General features: G+C 62.8%; 17 protein-coding genes. 9 read left to right on the top strand and 8 right to left on the bottom strand.

Features of this window, described 5'->3' with window-relative positions; genetic code table 11:
* Nucleotides 1-44: 44 nt before the first annotated feature.
* Nucleotides 45-1,184, bottom strand: a complete 1,140-nt coding sequence (gene dapE, locus ACI2I1_RS13775; RefSeq protein ID WP_404679555.1) for a succinyl-diaminopimelate desuccinylase — start codon at nt 1,182-1,184, stop codon at nt 45-47.
* Between the two features lie 29 nt (nt 1,185-1,213).
* On the opposite strand from dapE, the gene ACI2I1_RS13770 reads away from it, so the two are divergent.
* Nucleotides 1,214-1,681, top strand: coding sequence for a cupin domain-containing protein (locus ACI2I1_RS13770; RefSeq protein WP_404679554.1), 468 nt, complete (start codon nt 1,214-1,216; stop codon nt 1,679-1,681).
* Nucleotides 1,682-1,703: 22 nt separating this feature from the next.
* Here the strand turns inward: ACI2I1_RS13770 and ACI2I1_RS13765 are convergent, their stop codons facing one another.
* Both ACI2I1_RS13765 and ACI2I1_RS13760 read right to left on the bottom strand, forming a co-directional pair.
* Nucleotides 1,704-2,597 carry a S1/P1 nuclease gene (locus ACI2I1_RS13765; RefSeq protein ID WP_404679553.1) on the bottom strand — a complete coding sequence of 298 codons (894 nt, stop codon included), beginning with the start codon at nt 2,595-2,597 and terminating at the stop codon, nt 1,704-1,706.
* Nucleotides 2,564-3,223, bottom strand: coding sequence for a glutathione S-transferase family protein (locus ACI2I1_RS13760; protein ID WP_221544121.1), 660 nt, complete (start codon nt 3,221-3,223; stop codon nt 2,564-2,566). The genes ACI2I1_RS13765 and ACI2I1_RS13760 overlap by 34 nt, the downstream gene beginning before the upstream one ends.
* A 211-nt stretch (nt 3,224-3,434) precedes the next feature.
* Between ACI2I1_RS13760 and ACI2I1_RS13755 the strand changes: the two genes are divergently transcribed.
* Nucleotides 3,435-3,851 (top strand): VOC family protein, encoded by a 417-nt coding sequence (locus ACI2I1_RS13755; protein ID WP_404679552.1) that lies wholly within the window; start codon nt 3,435-3,437, stop codon nt 3,849-3,851.
* A 24-nt stretch (nt 3,852-3,875) separates the two neighbouring features.
* On the opposite strand, the gene ACI2I1_RS13750 is transcribed toward ACI2I1_RS13755, so the two are convergent.
* Nucleotides 3,876-4,307, bottom strand: coding sequence for a DUF983 domain-containing protein (locus ACI2I1_RS13750; RefSeq protein WP_404679551.1), 432 nt, complete (start codon nt 4,305-4,307; stop codon nt 3,876-3,878).
* Between ACI2I1_RS13750 and ACI2I1_RS13745 the strand changes: the two genes are divergently transcribed.
* The 5 genes from ACI2I1_RS13745 (at nt 4,267) to ACI2I1_RS13725 (ending at nt 11,201) form a co-directional block, all read left to right on the top strand.
* A complete protein-coding gene (locus ACI2I1_RS13745) occupies nt 4,267-4,437 on the top strand; it encodes a hypothetical protein (RefSeq protein ID WP_404679671.1) in 171 nt (56 codons plus the stop codon). The genes ACI2I1_RS13750 and ACI2I1_RS13745 overlap by 41 nt on opposite strands.
* Before the next feature lie 176 nt (nt 4,438-4,613).
* Nucleotides 4,614-5,180, top strand: coding sequence for an alkyl hydroperoxide reductase subunit C (ahpC, locus tag ACI2I1_RS13740; RefSeq protein WP_224813009.1), 567 nt, complete (start codon nt 4,614-4,616; stop codon nt 5,178-5,180).
* A 294-nt stretch (nt 5,181-5,474) separates the two neighbouring features.
* Nucleotides 5,475-7,064 (top strand): alkyl hydroperoxide reductase subunit F, encoded by a 1,590-nt coding sequence (ahpF, locus tag ACI2I1_RS13735; RefSeq protein WP_404679550.1) that lies wholly within the window; start codon nt 5,475-5,477, stop codon nt 7,062-7,064.
* Between the two features lie 202 nt (nt 7,065-7,266).
* Entirely contained in the window at nt 7,267-9,483 is a 2,217-nt protein-coding gene (gene katG / locus ACI2I1_RS13730) for a catalase/peroxidase HPI (protein ID WP_404679549.1), read from the top strand.
* Between the two features lie 167 nt (nt 9,484-9,650).
* Nucleotides 9,651-11,201, top strand: a complete 1,551-nt coding sequence (locus ACI2I1_RS13725; protein WP_404679548.1) for a catalase — start codon at nt 9,651-9,653, stop codon at nt 11,199-11,201.
* Between the two features lie 22 nt (nt 11,202-11,223).
* Here ACI2I1_RS13725 and ACI2I1_RS13720 read toward each other — a convergent pair whose 3' ends face one another.
* Nucleotides 11,224-12,201, bottom strand: a complete 978-nt coding sequence (locus ACI2I1_RS13720) for a LytTR family transcriptional regulator DNA-binding domain-containing protein (protein WP_404679547.1) — start codon at nt 12,199-12,201, stop codon at nt 11,224-11,226.
* Here ACI2I1_RS13720 and ACI2I1_RS13715 point away from each other — a divergent pair.
* Both ACI2I1_RS13715 and ACI2I1_RS13710 read left to right on the top strand, forming a co-directional pair.
* Nucleotides 12,201-12,737, top strand: coding sequence for a DUF2306 domain-containing protein (locus ACI2I1_RS13715; protein ID WP_404679546.1), 537 nt, complete (start codon nt 12,201-12,203; stop codon nt 12,735-12,737). The genes ACI2I1_RS13720 and ACI2I1_RS13715 overlap by 1 nt on opposite strands.
* A gap of 54 nt (nt 12,738-12,791) precedes the next feature.
* Nucleotides 12,792-13,406, top strand: coding sequence for a Pr6Pr family membrane protein (locus tag ACI2I1_RS13710; protein ID WP_404679545.1), 615 nt, complete (start codon nt 12,792-12,794; stop codon nt 13,404-13,406).
* Here ACI2I1_RS13710 and ACI2I1_RS13705 read toward each other — a convergent pair.
* From ACI2I1_RS13705 to ACI2I1_RS13695, 3 genes are read right to left on the bottom strand one after another with little or no spacing between them, the layout of a single operon-like run.
* Nucleotides 13,387-13,956: a Smr/MutS family protein gene (locus ACI2I1_RS13705; protein ID WP_404679544.1), complete on the bottom strand. Its 570-nt coding sequence runs from the start codon at nt 13,954-13,956 to the stop codon at nt 13,387-13,389. The genes ACI2I1_RS13710 and ACI2I1_RS13705 overlap by 20 nt on opposite strands.
* Nucleotides 13,957-13,978: 22 nt before the next feature.
* Complete coding sequence (locus ACI2I1_RS13700; protein ID WP_404679543.1) at nt 13,979-15,163, bottom strand: murein transglycosylase A; 1,185 nt, start codon at nt 15,161-15,163, stop codon at nt 13,979-13,981.
* A 28-nt stretch (nt 15,164-15,191) separates the two neighbouring features.
* The gene (locus ACI2I1_RS13695) at nt 15,192-15,854 is read right to left on the bottom strand and encodes a Tim44/TimA family putative adaptor protein (RefSeq protein ID WP_221543543.1); all 663 of its coding nucleotides are present in this window, start codon (nt 15,852-15,854) and stop codon (nt 15,192-15,194) included.
* Nucleotides 15,855-15,880 lie beyond the last annotated feature (26 nt).

Below are 15,880 nucleotides of genomic sequence, written 5' to 3'. Positions count from 1 at the left end.
GCGGCATGGATTGCCCCAGCGCCCCGGCACCTCGCCATGACTGCCTATTCTGCGCTCAACGCTGCGCGGGCGATGCGCGCATAGATGCGGCTGAGCGTCGCCAGATCATCGACTGCCACAGCCTCGTCGCGCTTGTGCATGGTCGCGTTGCAGAGGCCGAATTCGATCACCGGGCATACGCTGCGCAGGAAGCGCGCGTCGGAGGTGCCGCCGGTTGTGGAGGGTTCGGGTTCGAGCCCCGTTTCCGCTTTCACCGCCGCGGCGATGATGTCGGAAAACGCACCCGGCGGAGTCAGGAACGGCTCGCCGCTGATGATTGGCAGCGCGGTGCCCCCGTGTCTCTGGGCCACCGCTGCGACTTTCTCCGACAGCGAGGCGCCCGAATGGCAATCGTTGAAGCGGATCGAGAGCCGTGCCTTTGCGGCCTCGGGAATGACGTTATGCGCCGGATTGCCAACTTCGAGGTCGGTCACTTCCAGATTGCTCGGCTGGAACCAGTCGGTCCCTTCGTCGAGCACCAGCGCATCGAGTTCGGCCAGCATCGCGACCAGTTTGGGAATCGGATTGTCGGCCAGATGCGGATAGGCGACGTGGCCCTGCGTGCCCTGCACTTCCAGCCAGATGTTGACCGAACCGCGGCGGCCGATCTTCATCATGTCGCCCAGCCGGTTCACGCTAGTTGGCTCGCCGACGAGGCACAGGTCGGGCTGGTGGCTCGCCTCGCGCATGAAATCGATCAGCGCGCGGGTGCCGTGCAGCGCGGGGCCTTCCTCGTCGCCGGTAATGATGAAACTGAGCGTGCCCGCATCGGCCGGGACCTGCGCCACGGCATCGACCATGCAGGCGATGGCGCCCTTCATGTCGACCGCGCCGCGGCCGTAGAGCAGATCGCCGCGCACTTCGGGGGCAAACGGCTCGCTCGCCCAGCCGCCGCCCGGCGGGACGACGTCGAGATGACCGGCGAATGCGAAGTGGCGCGATCCCGGAGGGCCCTTGCGAATGGCGAAGAGGTTTTCCACCGGCGCTTCTGGCGTTCCTTCCTCACCCGCTCCGCGCGTGAACCGTGTGACTTCGAAGCCGAGCGGGGCGAGCATGGCCTCCAGCTCGTCGAAAACCGACCCGGTGGCGGGCGTGACGCTGCGGGCGGACATCAGGCGCTTGGCGAGATCGAGGACTTCGGTCATGTTGCCTCCGCTAGCAGGAGAGTGTGCCAATGCCCAAGCTCGATCTCGACGCCATTCCCCAGACCAATGCAACCGGCTATCCGCCGCCCTACGACCAGGACGTCGCAGGCCGGAGATATCGGCACCTTGCTCCTGCTGCCGGGTTTACCAAACTCGGGGCCAGCCATGTGGTCCTGGACCCGGGTGCCTATTCCTCACAGCGGCACTGGCACGAGGGGCAGGACGAGCTGCTCATCTTCCTGCAGGGCGAGGCCGTGCTGATCGAGGATCAGGGCGAAGTGCCGGTCCATGCGGGCGATATCCTCGCCTGGCCGGCGGGAGACCGCAATGGCCACCGCCTTCACAACCGGTCCGACAAGCCCTGCGTCTTCATCGCCGTGAGTGCCGGAGATCGTGATGAGGACCGCGGCGAATATCCCGACATCGACATGGTCTTCACCCCCGAAGGCTATTTCAAGCGGGACGGCACGCCTTATCCGACCAAGCGCGCACCCTGATCACGTCCGTCACCCGACCTACTCATCGGGCCTCTTCATCAGCCAAGGGTCCCGGCGCGAAGGCCTTGTCCAGATATTCCGCCATGCGGATCCCGGCCTGCGTCACCCGCCTGCGCAAGATCGGGATCGCACGCTCGATATCCTCCTGCGTCAGCGCCGTTTCATCGGGCAGTTCCTCGCCATCGCAGGGGGCGCGGTCGAAAGCATTGGGATAGACGAAGTCACGCGCCGTTTCCCAGCTCTCCCGCCCCCAGTCGGCGGAGGTTCCGCCGCCCAGTTCAGCCCGCTCCGCTACGGAATAGCGGCGCACCAGCGGCGTGGGCGAAGACGTGATGGCGCGTTCGGCCAGCGGCCCGTCCCAGATCCAGTGCAGGTTCAACCCCGGCGCAATGCCATAGGCGGTCGTATTGTCATTGCCGCCGCGGTCACCGTGATCGCCCGAATGCAGCGGCATATGTACGTCGCCGATGAAATGGATGAGGAAGGTCAGCGCCTCCAGCCGCACATTGGCGGGCAGGCTTTCATCGGCAAGGATACGCTCGTTACGCTCGATCTGGGCGAGGATGCAGTTCTGCCCCGAGCAATTGGCGCGCGGATCATAGGCTTCACAGACCGGCGCGGTGCGGTAATGCCAAGCGAAGGTATAGCCCCAGCGCCAGTAATCGCTGCGCAGGCAATCGGGCCAGGAAGCGGCATCTTCGAGACTCGCAAGCTCGCAATCGGGTACGCCCAGCTCGGGCGCGGCCTTCAGCAGGCGCGCGATGGCGGCCCGCGTTTCCGGCTTCACATTCGCAAGCGCGATCGATGCAGTGGTGCGGTGGGCGTAATCGCCCCATGCCATGGCCTGCGCGGGCAGCAGCGCAGCCAGCGCTGCCAGCAGTGTCAGGAAACGGTTTCGTATTGTTCGATGACCCATTCTTCGTTTTCCGATGCGGTGATCCACGCCTGCATCCACTCATGCTCCCATAAGGCCTGCATATAGGCCGCCGCGAAGCCGGGGACGGCAATCTGATAGCTGATGAAGCGGCTGACGACGGGGGCGAAAAAGACGTCCGCCGCGCCGAAGGTGCCGAAGAGATAAGGGCCGCCGCTGCCGAACCGGCTGCGCGCTTCGGCCCACAGAGTGAGGATGCGCAGGATGTCGGAGCGGCAGGCCTCGCTCGGCGTGAAACCGTCGAAGCGCTTGCGCACGTTCATCGGGCATTCGCCGCGCAGGGCCTGGAAGGAGGAATGCATTTCGGCGACCATCGATCGCGCCATGCCGCGTGCGGTCTCGTCCTTGGGCCAGAACCGGTCGCGCCCCACCTTGTCGGACAGGTATTCGAGCATGGCGAGGCTGTCCCAGACCACGGTTTCCCCGTCCCACAGCAGCGGGACCTTGCCCGATGACGGCATGATCTCGCCGCCCTGCCGGGTCGCTTCCCAATCCTCGCCATACAAGGGGACGACGATTTCGTCGAAGGACAGGCCGGACTGCTTGGCCGCCAGCCAGCCGCGCAGGCTCCAGCTGGAGTAGTTCTTGTTACCGATAACGATCTTCATGCGGGCTCCACCATTCCCAGTTCCCTTGCGCCCTATCCGTTCATCCACGCGCTGTCGATGCTGAATGGTGGAGCGCTTGGAGCGCACCTCAGCGTAAAATTCCTCGAGCATGGCAAGGGCGGTTTCCGGCGTCAGGTCGTTTCTCATAGCCCCAGCCATGCATAGCCAGATGCGTGTAGGAAAACGGTTTCTGGCAGGCTATTGCCGCTGCATGACCCTGCGCCCTTTCCATCTCGCCTTCCCCGTCCGCGACCTTGCGGAAGCCCGCAGCTTTTACGGCGGGACACTGGGCTGCGCCGAGGGGCGTTCGTCCGATGAATGGATCGATTTCGATTTCTACGGCCATCAGATCGTGGCGCATGCGGGCGGGGATGCGGGCGACCGGGCAAGCAACCCGGTCGATGGTCACGACGTGCCCGTCCCGCATTTCGGCGTGGTGCTGACGATGGAGGACTGGCAGGCGCTGGCCGACCGGCTGACGAACGCAGGCACGCAGTTCGTGATCGAGCCGACGATCCGCTTCAAGGGCCAGCCGGGCGAGCAGGCGACGATGTTTTTCCGCGATCCCAGCGGCAATGCGCTGGAAATGAAAGCCTTCGCCGACGACGCGATGTTATTCGCGACCTGATCGGCTGCGAGCGAGGCAGGGACTTCAGTCCTCGTCCCTGCCCCGTTTCTCATCCTCGCGGGCGTGCATGTCACCCCACAGCTTCTCGGTCCCGGCCTCGACCGAACGGTTGACGTATTGCGATGCGACCAGCCAGCCCTTGATCGGGCGCAGCGGCAGCACACAGCCCAGACCCATCAGCGGAATGGCGATCACGAACAGCAGGACTACGGGCAGTTCCAGCGCGACCTGCATCCACACGATCAGGAACAGCAGCGGGAAGGCAACGAAGGTCAGCGAGAAGAAGGCCGGGCCATCGTCCGGCGAAGCGAAGCGGTAATCGAGCCCGCAGACATCGCAGCGATCGACGACCTTCAGCCAAGACTTGAACATCTTACCCTTGCCGCAATGCGGGCAAAGGCCTTTCCAACCCGATTTGAAGATCCAGGCGGTCTTTTCGCTTTCGTCCAGTTCCAAGATGCAGCTCCGAATGGTGGCCGGTGTGACACGCGCTTGTGGCCAAGATGCGCTGGCGCGCGAAATCGAGCAGTGTGGGCGCGCGCACAAGCACAAATATGTGCACCCGGCTTGCGCGCCGTTCATCTAAGCGGGGTTCGTTGATTGCGAAAAACGCAACTATAATAGCCGTTCCGTTGCGCTTTTCGAAAGTTCCATTCAGTTAATCGATTATTCCGATGCTAGCAATCGCAACATATCGCTTTTGTGCATCGCAACAGACCTTATCTGGGGTGCATCAGTTTAACCCGAACAACGGAGAAACCCATGGGTATTATCGGAAGCCAGATCAAACCGTTCAACGCCACCGCATTCCAGGCAGGCAAGGACTTTTTCGAAGTCACCGACGAAGACGTTAAGGGCAAGTGGGCCGTTTTCTTCTTCTATCCGGCCGACTTCACTTTCGTCTGCCCGACCGAACTGGAAGATCTCGGCGAACAGTACGCCATGCTCCAGAAGATGGACGTCGAAGTCTACGGTGTGTCGACCGACACCCACTTCAGCCACAAGGCATGGCACGACACTTCGGAAAAGATCGGCAAGCTGCAGTTCCCGTTCCTTGGCGACCAGAACCACATCCTCGCACGCAATTTCGACGTGCTGCGTGAAGGCGTCGGCCTTGCTGACCGTGCCACCTTCGTGGTCGATCCGGACGGCGTGATCCAGATCATGGAACAAACCTGTGAAGGCGTTGGCCGCAATGCGAACGAACTGGCCCGCAAGATCAAGGCTGCACAGTATGTCCGCGCCAACCCCGGCCAGGTCTGCCCGGCAGCATGGGAAGAAGGCAGCGATACGCTTTCGCCTTCGCTCGACCTCGTCGGCAAGATCTAAGCTGCAGGCGAATATTTTGGAGGCGGCGCTTACCCTTTAAGGCCGCCTCCCGAGACTGGAACACGCTTCCCGTCTCATGCCGAGGCCCGGGGGCTTCCCCCCTCCCCCCCAACCCCCGGGCCTCTTAATTTCTCACCAGCGCCCTCTCTTCGCGCATGCGAGGAGATAAAGGCGACGCGGCAATCCATCACTTCGCCCGATATCCGGCCCGATATCCGGTTACGGCAAATGGCAGGAGATGGATTGCCACGTCGCCCCGTTCCGGGCCTCTCGCAAAGACGAAGGATACGACCGATGCTCGACGCCAATCTTACCCAGCAACTCAAGACCTATCTTGCCAATCTGCGCGAACCGGTGGAACTTGTCGCTTCGCTCGGCGGTGACGAGAAGTCGCGTCAGACGCGCGAATTGCTCGAAGAGATCTCGGCGCTGCACGATATGGTCAGCGCAAGCTTCGACGGCACTGACGAGCGCAAGCCCAGCTTCGTGATCCGCCGCGCCAGCGATGCGGAAAAGTGGGTGCGCTTTGCCGGTTTGCCGATGGGGCATGAGTTTACGTCGCTGGTTCTCGCCCTGCTGTGGGCAGGCGGCCATCCGCCCAAGGTCGATGCCGATCTGCTGGAGCAGGTCCGCGGGCTGGAGGGCGATTTCAATTTCGAGATGTATTTCTCGCTCAGCTGCCACAACTGCCCCGACGTGGTCCAGGCGCTGACGCTGATGGCGCTGGAAAATCCGCGCGTTACCGCCACGCTGATCGAAGGCGGCGCGTATCAGGACGAAGTCGACGCGCGCGACGTGATGGCCGTGCCCGCGACCTTCCTGAACGGCGAACCCTTCTACAACGGCAAGATGGAACTGGCCGAAATCCTGGCCAAGGTCGACACCGGAGCCGATGCCAAGGCGGCAGAAAAGCTGTCCGCCAAGGACGCTTTCGAAGTGCTCGTGATCGGCGGCGGCCCGGCCGGCGCGGCTTCGGCCATCTATACCGCCCGCAAGGGTTTCAGCACCGGCATCGCGGCAGAACGGTTCGGCGGCCAGCTGCACGATACGCTGGGCATCGAGAACCTTCCCGGCACCGCCTATACTGAAGGCCCCAAGCTGGCGGGCGATCTGGAACGCCATGTCGGTGAGTACGAGATCGACGTGATGAACCTGGCGCGGTCGGTAAAGCTTATTCCTGCCACGCAGGAAGGCGGACTGCATTCGGTCGAACTGGCCAATGGTGCGACGCTCAAGGCCCGCAGCCTGATCCTTGCCACTGGCGCGCGCTGGCGCAATCTCGGCGTGCCGGGCGAAGCGGAATATCGCAACAAGGGCGTGGCCTATTGCCCGCATTGCGACGGCCCGCTGTTCAAGGGCAAGCGGATCGCGGTGATCGGCGGCGGCAATTCCGGCGTCGAGGCGGCGATCGACCTCGCCAAGATCGTCGGCCACGTCACGCTGATCGAATATGACGAGCAGCTGCGCGCCGACGAGGTGCTGCAGAAGAAGCTGCGCAGCATGGACAATGTCGAGATCGTCACCAACGGCCAGACGACCGAGATCACCGGCAGCAACGGCAAGGTCGACGGGCTGATGGTGAAGAACCGCGAGAGCGGCGATACGCGCCGGATCGAGCTGGAGGGCGTATTCATCCAGATCGGTCTCGTGCCCAACACCGAATGGCTGGAAGACAGCGGGCTGGAGCTGACCAAGTTCGGCGAAATCGTCACCGACGAGGAAGGCCGCACCAATCTGCCGGGCATCTTCGGCGCAGGCGATGTGACCAATGTGCCTTACAAGCAAATCGTCGTCGCCATGGGCGAAGGCTCGAAAGCCGGCCTGTCGGCCTTCGATTACCTGATCCGCACCGAACCGGTGGACGAGATCGCCCAAGCGGCCTGATTTTCCCCCTTCAAACGCCTTCAAAGCGCCGTCATCCCAAGCGGATGGCGGCGCTTTTCCATGGCCGGAAACACCTTGCCGCAAAATCGCCTCAGCCAATCAATTAGAACCGTTTAATCGATTGGACGAATGACCGGCTATTGGGCAGATTGCTTTCATCCTCGGACGGGAGACCGAGTCTAAGTTAGCAGGAGAGAAGACCATGGACGCCAAGACCGGAGATATCAGCGGTTGCCCATTCACCGGAAACAGCGGCACGCGGGACCTGTTCGGCCGCCGCAACCGCGACTGGTGGCCTGACCAGCTCGACCTTGAAATCCTTACCGAGGGCGGCCGCGCAGCCGATCCCATGGGCGAGGATTTCGATTATTGCGAAGCCTTCAATGCGCTGGATTACACCGCGCTGAAGAAGGACCTCACCGATCTCATGACCGACAGCCAGGAATGGTGGCCGGCCGACTATGGCCATTACGGCCCCTTCTTCATCCGCATGGCATGGCACGCCGCCGGGACCTATCGCACCGGTGACGGGCGCGGCGGTTCGTCCAGCGGGCAGCAGCGCTTCGCCCCGCTCAACAGCTGGCCTGACAACGGCAATCTCGACAAGGCGCGCCGCCTGTTGTGGCCGATCAAGCAGAAATACGGGAAGCATATCAGTTGGGCCGATCTGTTCATCCTGACCGGCAACGTTGCCATCGAGAGCATGGGCGGCCCCGTCTTCGGCTTCGGCGGCGGGCGCAAGGACGTGTTCGATCCCGAAACCGTCTATTGGGGCACGGAAGACCAGTGGGTCGATACCGGCGCGGAAACCCGCATCCAGCCCGACGAGGGCAAGGCGCTGGAAAATCCGCTGGCAGCGATCCAGATGGGTCTCATCTACGTCAATCCCGAAGGTCCGGGCGGCAATCCGCACGATGCGGAAGGCATGGCGCGCGACATGCGCGAAACCTTCGCCCGCATGGCAATGAACGACGAGGAAACCGTCGCCCTGACCGCGGGCGGCCACGCTTTCGGCAAATGCCACGGTGCCGCCCCGGCGGACTCGTTCGGCAGCGCGCCCGAAGGCGAGACGCTGCACCGCATGGGCTTCGGCTGGCTGACCGACCCTGAAGAAATCGAGAAGGGCCATATCACGACCTCGGGCATCGAGGGCGCGTGGACGCCCAACCCGACGCAGTGGGGCAATGACTATTTCCGGTTGCTGTTCAAATATGATTACGAGCTGACTCAGTCACCCGCAGGTGCGAACCAGTGGACCCCGGTCAATCCCGAGGAAGCCGACATGGCACCCGATGCGCGGGACCCGAACAAGAAGGTCCCCACCATCATGACGACCGCCGACATGGCGTTGAAGCGCGATCCGGAATATCGCAAGATTTCCGAGCGCTTCCTCAATGACCAGGCTGCGCTGGACGATGCCTTTGCCCGTGCATGGTTCAAGCTGACCCACCGAGACATGGGGCCCAAGGTCCGCTATCTCGGCCCCGACGTGCCGGGTGAAGACCTGATCTGGCAGGATCCCATTCCCGCCGGCTCGCAGGTTTCGGACAGCGATCTGTTGTCCTTCAAATCGAAGGTTCTCGATAGCGGCCTGTCGGTCGCCGAACTGGTCAAGGCGGCATGGGCTTCGGCCTCAACCTATCGCAATTCGGACCACCGCGGCGGCGCCAACGGCGCGCATATCCGCTTCGACGAGATACGGAACTGGGCCGTCAACGATCCCGAAGAACTGTCGCGCGTTCTGGACAAGCTCGACGAAATCCGCGGCAGCATCTCGATGGCCGATGCGATCGTCATCGCCGGTTCGGCGGCAGTCGAGAAAGCTGCGAAGGATGCCGGCTTCGATATTGCCGTCCCCGTCACTACGGGCCGGGGCGACGCCAAGGCGGAAGACTTCGACGCCGAGAGCTGGGAGCCGCTGGAACCCTTCGCCGACGGTTTCCGCAATTACCTGAAGACCAAGGCTTCAGTGAAGACCGAGGACATGCTGATCGACCGGGCGCATCTGCTCGGCCTGTCGATCCCCGAAATGACCGTGCTGGTCGGCGGGCTGCGCGTCCTGGGTGCGGTGAGCCACCACGCCAAGCATGGCGACAGCATCGGCGTCCTGACCGAAACGCCGGGCAAGCTCGACAACAGCTACTTCGTTAACCTGCTTCACATGGGCACCGTCTGGGAAGTGGTCGACGAGAGCGGTGACGAGGAATTCGTCGGCAAATGCCGCCTGCACGGCGACGAGAAGTGGCGCGCCACGCGCACCGACCTCGTATTCGGCTCCAATTCGCGGCTGCGCGCCGTGGCAGAAGTCTATGCCGAAAACGGCAATGAGGAGAAGTTCGTTCGCGATTTCGTCAAGGCCTGGACCAAGGTCATGGACGCGGATCGTTTCGATCTCAGCTACGCCAAATATCACTCCTAAGGCACAGCTGCCTACGAAGATGCAGGAAGCCCCCGCCCCTCCGGGCCGGGGGCTTTTTGCTGTTCGCCTGACGCGATCACTACGAACGCTTTTTCGAATGCTTACCGGCAGGAACACGCCCGCATCTGACCCGTATTCAAGGCATCCCCCGAAAAAAGGCGCGCGACATGGCAAACGGCAAAGTTCCCCCCACCACCACAGATGCTGGCATCCCGGCACAGAGCGACGAGCATTCCCTCACTCTGGGCCGTGACGGTCCGATCGTTCTCAACGATCACTACCTCATCGAGCAGATGGCCAATTTCAACCGCGAGCGCATTCCCGAACGGCAGCCGCATGCCAAGGGTTCGGGCGCTTTCGGCTATTTCGAGACCACGGCTGATGTGTCGAAATACACCAAGGCAAAGGTCTTCCAGAAGGGCGTGAAGACCGACACGGCCATGCGCTTTTCAACCGTGGCGGGCGAACGTGGCAGCCCTGATACCTGGCGCGATCCGCGCGGCTTCTCGGTCAAATTCTACACCGAAGACGGCAATTTCGACATGGTCGGCAACAATACGCCGATCTTCTTCATCCGCGATCCGCTGAAATTCCAGCATTTCATCCGCAGCCAGAAGCGCCGCGCCGACAATGGCCTGCGCGATCACGATATGATGTGGGATTTCTGGACGCTGAGCCCCGAAAGCGCGCATCAAGTCACCTACCTCATGGGGGACCGCGGCGTGCCGAAGAACTGGCGAGAGATGAATGGCTACGGCAGCCATACCTACATGCTGATCAACGAGGACGGCGAGAAGTTCTGGGTCAAGTTCCACTTCATGACCGATGTCGGCGAGATGAGCGGAAACGCCCACCTTACGCAGGACGAGGCCGTGAAGAAGGCGGGTGAGGATAGCGACTATCACCGGCGCGACCTGTTCGATGCGATACATAAGGGCGATTATCCCAGCTGGACGCTGAAATGGCAGATCATGCCTTACGAGGACGCGAAGACCTATCGCATCAACCCCTTCGATCTGACCAAGACCTGGCCGCACAGCGACTATCCGCTGATCGAAGTCGGCAAGCTGGTGCTAAACGAAAACCCGGTCGACTGGGACACCGAAATCGAACAGCTCGCGTTCGAGCCGAACAATATGGTCCCCGGCATCGGCCTGTCGCCCGACAAGATGTTGCTGGCCCGCGGCTTCTCCTATGCCGATGCGCACCGCCACCGGCTGGGTGTCAATTACAAGCAGATCCCGGTGAATTCGGCAAAGAATGCCAAGGTCAATTCCTACTCCCGCGCAGGCGCTATGCGGGTAACGAATTCGGTCGATCCGGTATACGCGCCGAATTCCTACGGCGGCCCCGCCGCCCAGCCGGAAGTGGGCGGGGAGGCGACCTGGCACACCGATGGCGACATGGTCCGCATGGCCTATACGCTGCGCGAGGACGATGATGATGTCAGCCAGCCCCGCGCCCTGATCAACGACGTGATGGACGATGCCCAGCGCGACCGCTTCGTATCGAACGTCGCAGGCCATCTGGCAGACGGGGTAAGCGAAAAGGTGCTGGTACGCGCTTTCGATTACTGGAAAGCCATCGACCAGACGATCGGCGAGCGGATCGAAAAGATGGTCCGTGACAAGATCGGCGGCAAATCGGAAGCACCGGGCATGGCGAGCGCGCTCTCCATTGGCGGCGAAGGGAGCGCGATGAAAGAAGCTGCCGAATAAGTGAAAGCAGGCGCGGCTGGCGTTATAACCAGCCGCGCTCTTTCAGCAGCGACACGTTGGCACGGCTGACCGGTGCCTCGATGCCATTGTCAAGCACCAGCCGCACATTGCGGCCTTCACGCTTCACATCCGTTACCGATCCGCGCGCGACCCACCAGCTCCGGTGGACTTGCTCGCCCTCCATCCCGCCCAGTTCCGCGACGGCGTCACGCATACGCATGAGAACAAGTTCGCTGCCCAAGGCAGTATGCGCGCGAACGTAGTGATCTTCCATTTCAAGAGCGATGAGCTGGCTGCCGAGTTCCGGAGACAGCCGGTCGGTGAAGCGCAAGCTGGCTACAGGTTCAGCCTCACGCACCTCCCCATCTGTCGGCGCCATCTGGGGCGGGACTGCGGGATCGGCAGCATGCGGTTCAATCATCCGCGTCGCCGGGATGAGATTGAACATCAGCGTGACCACTGCGCCGACGAGGGCAACCAGGCCATAATGAACAAGGGCCGTTTCGAATGTCGGCATGCGGACGGCTCCGCCTCCGGCATTTACGACCCAGACCAGGCAGGCCATGGGCACCGAGGCAATCAGCACGGCGGCTGCCCACAAAGGAAGCGCTGGCAGGGCGAGTAAGGGTCCGAGCCGCAGCACGATCGCTCCGATCGGCTTGTAGAATGCATAGCCCGAAACCGCCAGCACCACCCAATAGGTAATCCGGGCGGGAACCGACATGCCGACCGTGCCCAGAGGAGCCAGCAGGCCGAGCACCACGCCGATGGCGACCAATACCGACAGGTCGATCACGATCTGGCGCGCACGCATGGCGGCCGGTCCTGGCACATTCGCTGTCATCGGGAGCGAGCCTAGCGCCAGTTCGCGCTTCGTAAAGTGGCATTCATCCGTAAATCCGCGCAATTGGCGAAGCAGCGGGCCAGAAGGCGTAAGCCCGATTGCCCGCGAATGGGCGTGCGTCAGAACCGTTTCCGCAACCGTCACGGAGACAGACAATGACTGCCATCGCCTTACCTTTCAGCAAAAGCGCCGCTGCGAAATCCAGCTTCGATCTTGGACCGATCGCCAGATCGCTGGTCGGTGTAGCCTGCTTCACCATGAGCTTTCTGGTGCTGATCGCTCTGGGCCGGGCAGCGCTGGGACTGGTCGACAATTTGCATCACTATGCCAAGCTGCCCATACTGATCCACGTCGCCACGGTGCTCCCGGCCATCCCGCTTGGCGGCTATCTCCTGCTGGCGAAGAAGGGCACCCCGCGGCACAAGCAGCTGGGCAAGCTCTGGCTCGTCCTGATGCTGGTCACGGCAACCAGCGCCATCTTCATCCAGTCTACCGGTGGCTTCAGCTTCATCCATATCTTCGTGCCGGTGACTTTTCACGCCGCGTGGAAGACGATCGCGACTGCCCGCAAGGGCGATATCGCCGGCCACAAGAAGCATCTCGTGTTCACCTATCTCACCGCGCTGATGATCCCTGGCATCTTCGCCTTCGTCCTGCCGGGCCGCCTGATGAACGTCATGCTGCTGGGCTGATCGGCGCCGGAGCGGGATGCTGGCAATGCGGGCACGGTGCGCTAGACAGGCGGAATGTACCCCTACTATCCGTACCCCGCCCGCATCCTGGCCGGCATCATTTCGGCCATCGCGATCCTTTCGCTCGCCGCGCAGTCGATCGGCAATATCGAGCGAGACGGATCACTGATCGAAGGATGGAGCGCAATGCTGCGCTTCTTCACGATCTGGGGCAATCTTGCCTCGGCAGTGGCATTTGCCTGGATCGCATGGCGCGGCCGGATCGAGCCGCGCATTCCCTTTGCGCTTGCGGCCGCGCTGGTGATCATCGCGGCGGTCTATCACCTGCTCCTCGCCTCGATGCATCATCCCGAAGGTCTGGATTGGTGGACGAACATTGCGCACCATACGTTGGTCCCGGCAGGCGGGATACTGTGGTGGCTGCTGTTCTCGAAGGACGAACTGGCGGGCTGGCGTTCGCTTCCCATCGTCATGCTGGTGCCGCTGATCTACGGCGCGTTCGCGCTGATCAATGGCGCGGTGACCGGATTCTATCCCTATTTCTTTCTCGACCGGAGCACACTCGGTCTCGGCGCGGTCCTCGTGAACATGGCGGGGCTGGCGATCCTGTTCATGGCAGTCGCAGCAGCCTTGTTGGGGCTGAGAAAGATTATCCGCGTTCGCGCCTGAGCACGATATAAAGCGCGCCGTCACCGCCGTGCCTGATGTGGGCGCGGCGGACCGCGACGATGGCGGAATGGTGGCTCGACGCGGCCAGCCAGTCCAACACCTTGGCGCGAATGGCGCCCCGTTTATGCCCACGGTCTGCCGGATCGACGGGGCGCGGCTTGCCCGTCACCAGCAGGATCGTGCGCGCGCCCATCGCGCGGGCCTGAGCGACCCCGCTCATCAACCGGTTATAGGCGGCATCGAGGCCATGCCCGTGAAGATCCAGCGTGAAGTCCGGCTGCACCGCACCCGACCGCATCCGCTTGTCCCATCCAGCGTCGAGCGTGTTGCGCGTGGCATCGATCTGCTTGGGCGCGGGCTTGGGAGCGGGGACCTGGCGCACCGGCTTCGCGGCCGCCTTGCGCGGCTGCGGTTGCGGCTTGGGCGGAGCGGCGGCCTTGGATAGCCGCATCGGACTGGGAGCTTTGGCCGGATGCAGGCGATCGACCGTTGCGGCGACCTTTTCCCACGCTTCCGCTTCGTCCTCCGAAAGGCCCCGCGGCGCGCTCATGGGGCGGACCCGAAGCGCGCGGTCATTGCTGGAGGCGCGCGAGCGTTCCCTTGGGAAGCAGCAAATAGGCCATTCCGCGCCCGCTCATGCCTCCGGCGATTTCGCTCGCATCGCCGCCATTGCCCCAGAAGGTGTCGAAGCGGTTCGCGCCCTTGATCGCGCCGCCGGTATCCTGCGCGATCCACAGACCGTCGGCCACGTCGCGGTCGAGGTCGAGCCAGACCGGCGCGCCGTAAGGAACGAAGTTGGGGTCCACAGCCACGCTGTCCCCCCGCTTGACCGGCACTTCAAGCGAGCCGAGCGGACCATCGGTGTCGAGCGGGCGGAAGAAGATCCAGCTCTTGTTGAGGTTCATGATCTCCGCGCCCTTTTCGGGGTTATCGCGGATGAACTGGACGATGCCCTGCATGGAGGTGGCGTAGGGCGTGCCGTCGCCGATCAGTCCCTGCTCGCGCATCACGCGGCCGATGCCGACATATTCGCGGCCATTCTGGCCCGCATAGCCGATGCGCATCACGCTGCCGTCGGTCATGCGCAGCAGGCCGCTGCCCTGGATTTGCAGGAAGAAGAATTCGACCGGATCGGCTGCCCACGCAATCACCGGAACCTTGCCGTCCAATGCACCCTCGACGATCTGCGAACGCTCGTAATAGCGCACGAACTTGCCGCTTTCGTCATATCGGCCGAGCGGGGCGCGCCCGCTGCGCTCAACTTCGGGAATGTCGTCGGGCCAGCCGCGCACCAGATCTTCCGGCATGGCATAAATCGGGACGTCGTACCCAGGTGCCGGCGTCCGGCTGCCAAGTATTTCGGGTTCGAAATAGCCTGTTGCGAACGCCTTGCCATCACCGACGATGACGGTCTCGAACTGTGCGCGGAAAAAATCTGCCGCCGGGCCGGACCAGTTTTCCGCGGCTGCGCACGGTGCCTGCCAGTCCACCCGGCGCGTCAGGCCACTGACATCGTCGCGAAACAGAATCTTGCTGCAGGAGGCGCGAAAAGCCGTGAGCGCGGACGCTGCATCGAAGCTCTGGAACGGCATGGTCTCGATCGCTGGACCCGGAGAAAGCGTGGCGGCGAGAGCATTGTCAGCGGGGATTGCCGGGGGCGGTTCGACCGCGCCCGTATCCAGAGGCGGGCGTGCACCTGGAACTGCGGCGCATCCCGCTAGGCTGAAGGCTGCAACCAGCCCGGCGAGAAAACGCATCTAACCCTCCGAAGTCGAATAGCGAGCGTCAGCCCTGATCGGTTTCGTCCAGCACCCAGTTCGGGTCGCGCGAATCGACATTGCGGCTGAATGTCCAGATGTCGCGGCTTTCCACCGCATCATCGAGCGATCCGGCGACGACATTGCCGTCCTTGTCGCGGGTGAGCGAGGCGATGTCGGATACGAACAGAACCGAGATGCGCGCCGTGCGCCGGTCCAGCTCGGCCGAATGGATGGTCGCATCCTCGATGCGGATCAGGCGGTTTTCAAGCGTTTCGCCCGCAGCCTGCCGCGCGTCGATCGCGCCGGAGAAGCCGGCATAGACATCGTCATCGGTCAGTTCGCGCAGCGTTTCCTTGTCGCCCTTCCAGAAGGCTTCGAGGATCATGCCGTAAGCCGCCTTCGCCCCTTCGAGGAAAGCCAGCAGATCGAAGCGCTGGTCGGCGCTCGCAATCGCGCGGATCGCGCTTTCATTCTCGGACGAGGCATTGTCCACACCGCGCAGTGTCACCGGCTCCCTGACCGGCGCAGCACCGCGATCTAGCGCCGATGGCGCGCCCTTGGCGTCCGGCGCGTCGAAGCGGCGGTGCACAGGCTCTTCCTCATGCTCCGACCGCTGGCCGAGCACGGAATAGAGGCGCAGCCCCAGAAAGGCTGCAATGGCGGCGAGGATGACGATCTCGGTGATCACAAAAACAAGTCCAATCAGTATTCTCT

Origin of the sequence: Qipengyuania sp. NPDC077563 (assembly GCF_044901345.1) — a bacterium.
Taxonomy (GTDB): domain Bacteria; phylum Pseudomonadota; class Alphaproteobacteria; order Sphingomonadales; family Sphingomonadaceae; genus Qipengyuania; species Qipengyuania aestuarii.
The sequence above is the reverse complement of the archived record's forward strand: the minus strand, read 5'-3'. Positions and strand labels throughout refer to the sequence as shown.

Coding starts and splice junctions, on each gene's coding strand:
- dapE (WP_404679555.1), bottom strand. CDS start 1,184: ATGACCGAAGTCCTCGATCTCGCCAAGCGCCTGATGTCCGCCCGCAGC.
- ACI2I1_RS13770 (WP_404679554.1), top strand. CDS start 1,214: ATGCCCAAGCTCGATCTCGACGCCATTCCCCAGACCAATGCAACCGGC.
- ACI2I1_RS13765 (WP_404679553.1), bottom strand. CDS start 2,597: ATGGGTCATCGAACAATACGAAACCGTTTCCTGACACTGCTGGCAGCG.
- ACI2I1_RS13760 (WP_221544121.1), bottom strand. CDS start 3,223: ATGAAGATCGTTATCGGTAACAAGAACTACTCCAGCTGGAGCCTGCGC.
- ACI2I1_RS13755 (WP_404679552.1), top strand. CDS start 3,435: ATGACCCTGCGCCCTTTCCATCTCGCCTTCCCCGTCCGCGACCTTGCG.
- ahpC (WP_224813009.1), top strand. CDS start 4,614: ATGGGTATTATCGGAAGCCAGATCAAACCGTTCAACGCCACCGCATTC.
- ahpF (WP_404679550.1), top strand. CDS start 5,475: ATGCTCGACGCCAATCTTACCCAGCAACTCAAGACCTATCTTGCCAAT.
- katG (WP_404679549.1), top strand. CDS start 7,267: ATGGACGCCAAGACCGGAGATATCAGCGGTTGCCCATTCACCGGAAAC.
- ACI2I1_RS13725 (WP_404679548.1), top strand. CDS start 9,651: ATGGCAAACGGCAAAGTTCCCCCCACCACCACAGATGCTGGCATCCCG.
- ACI2I1_RS13715 (WP_404679546.1), top strand. CDS start 12,201: ATGACTGCCATCGCCTTACCTTTCAGCAAAAGCGCCGCTGCGAAATCC.
- ACI2I1_RS13710 (WP_404679545.1), top strand. CDS start 12,792: ATGTACCCCTACTATCCGTACCCCGCCCGCATCCTGGCCGGCATCATT.
- ACI2I1_RS13705 (WP_404679544.1), bottom strand. CDS start 13,956: ATGAGCGCGCCGCGGGGCCTTTCGGAGGACGAAGCGGAAGCGTGGGAA.
- ACI2I1_RS13700 (WP_404679543.1), bottom strand. CDS start 15,163: ATGCGTTTTCTCGCCGGGCTGGTTGCAGCCTTCAGCCTAGCGGGATGC.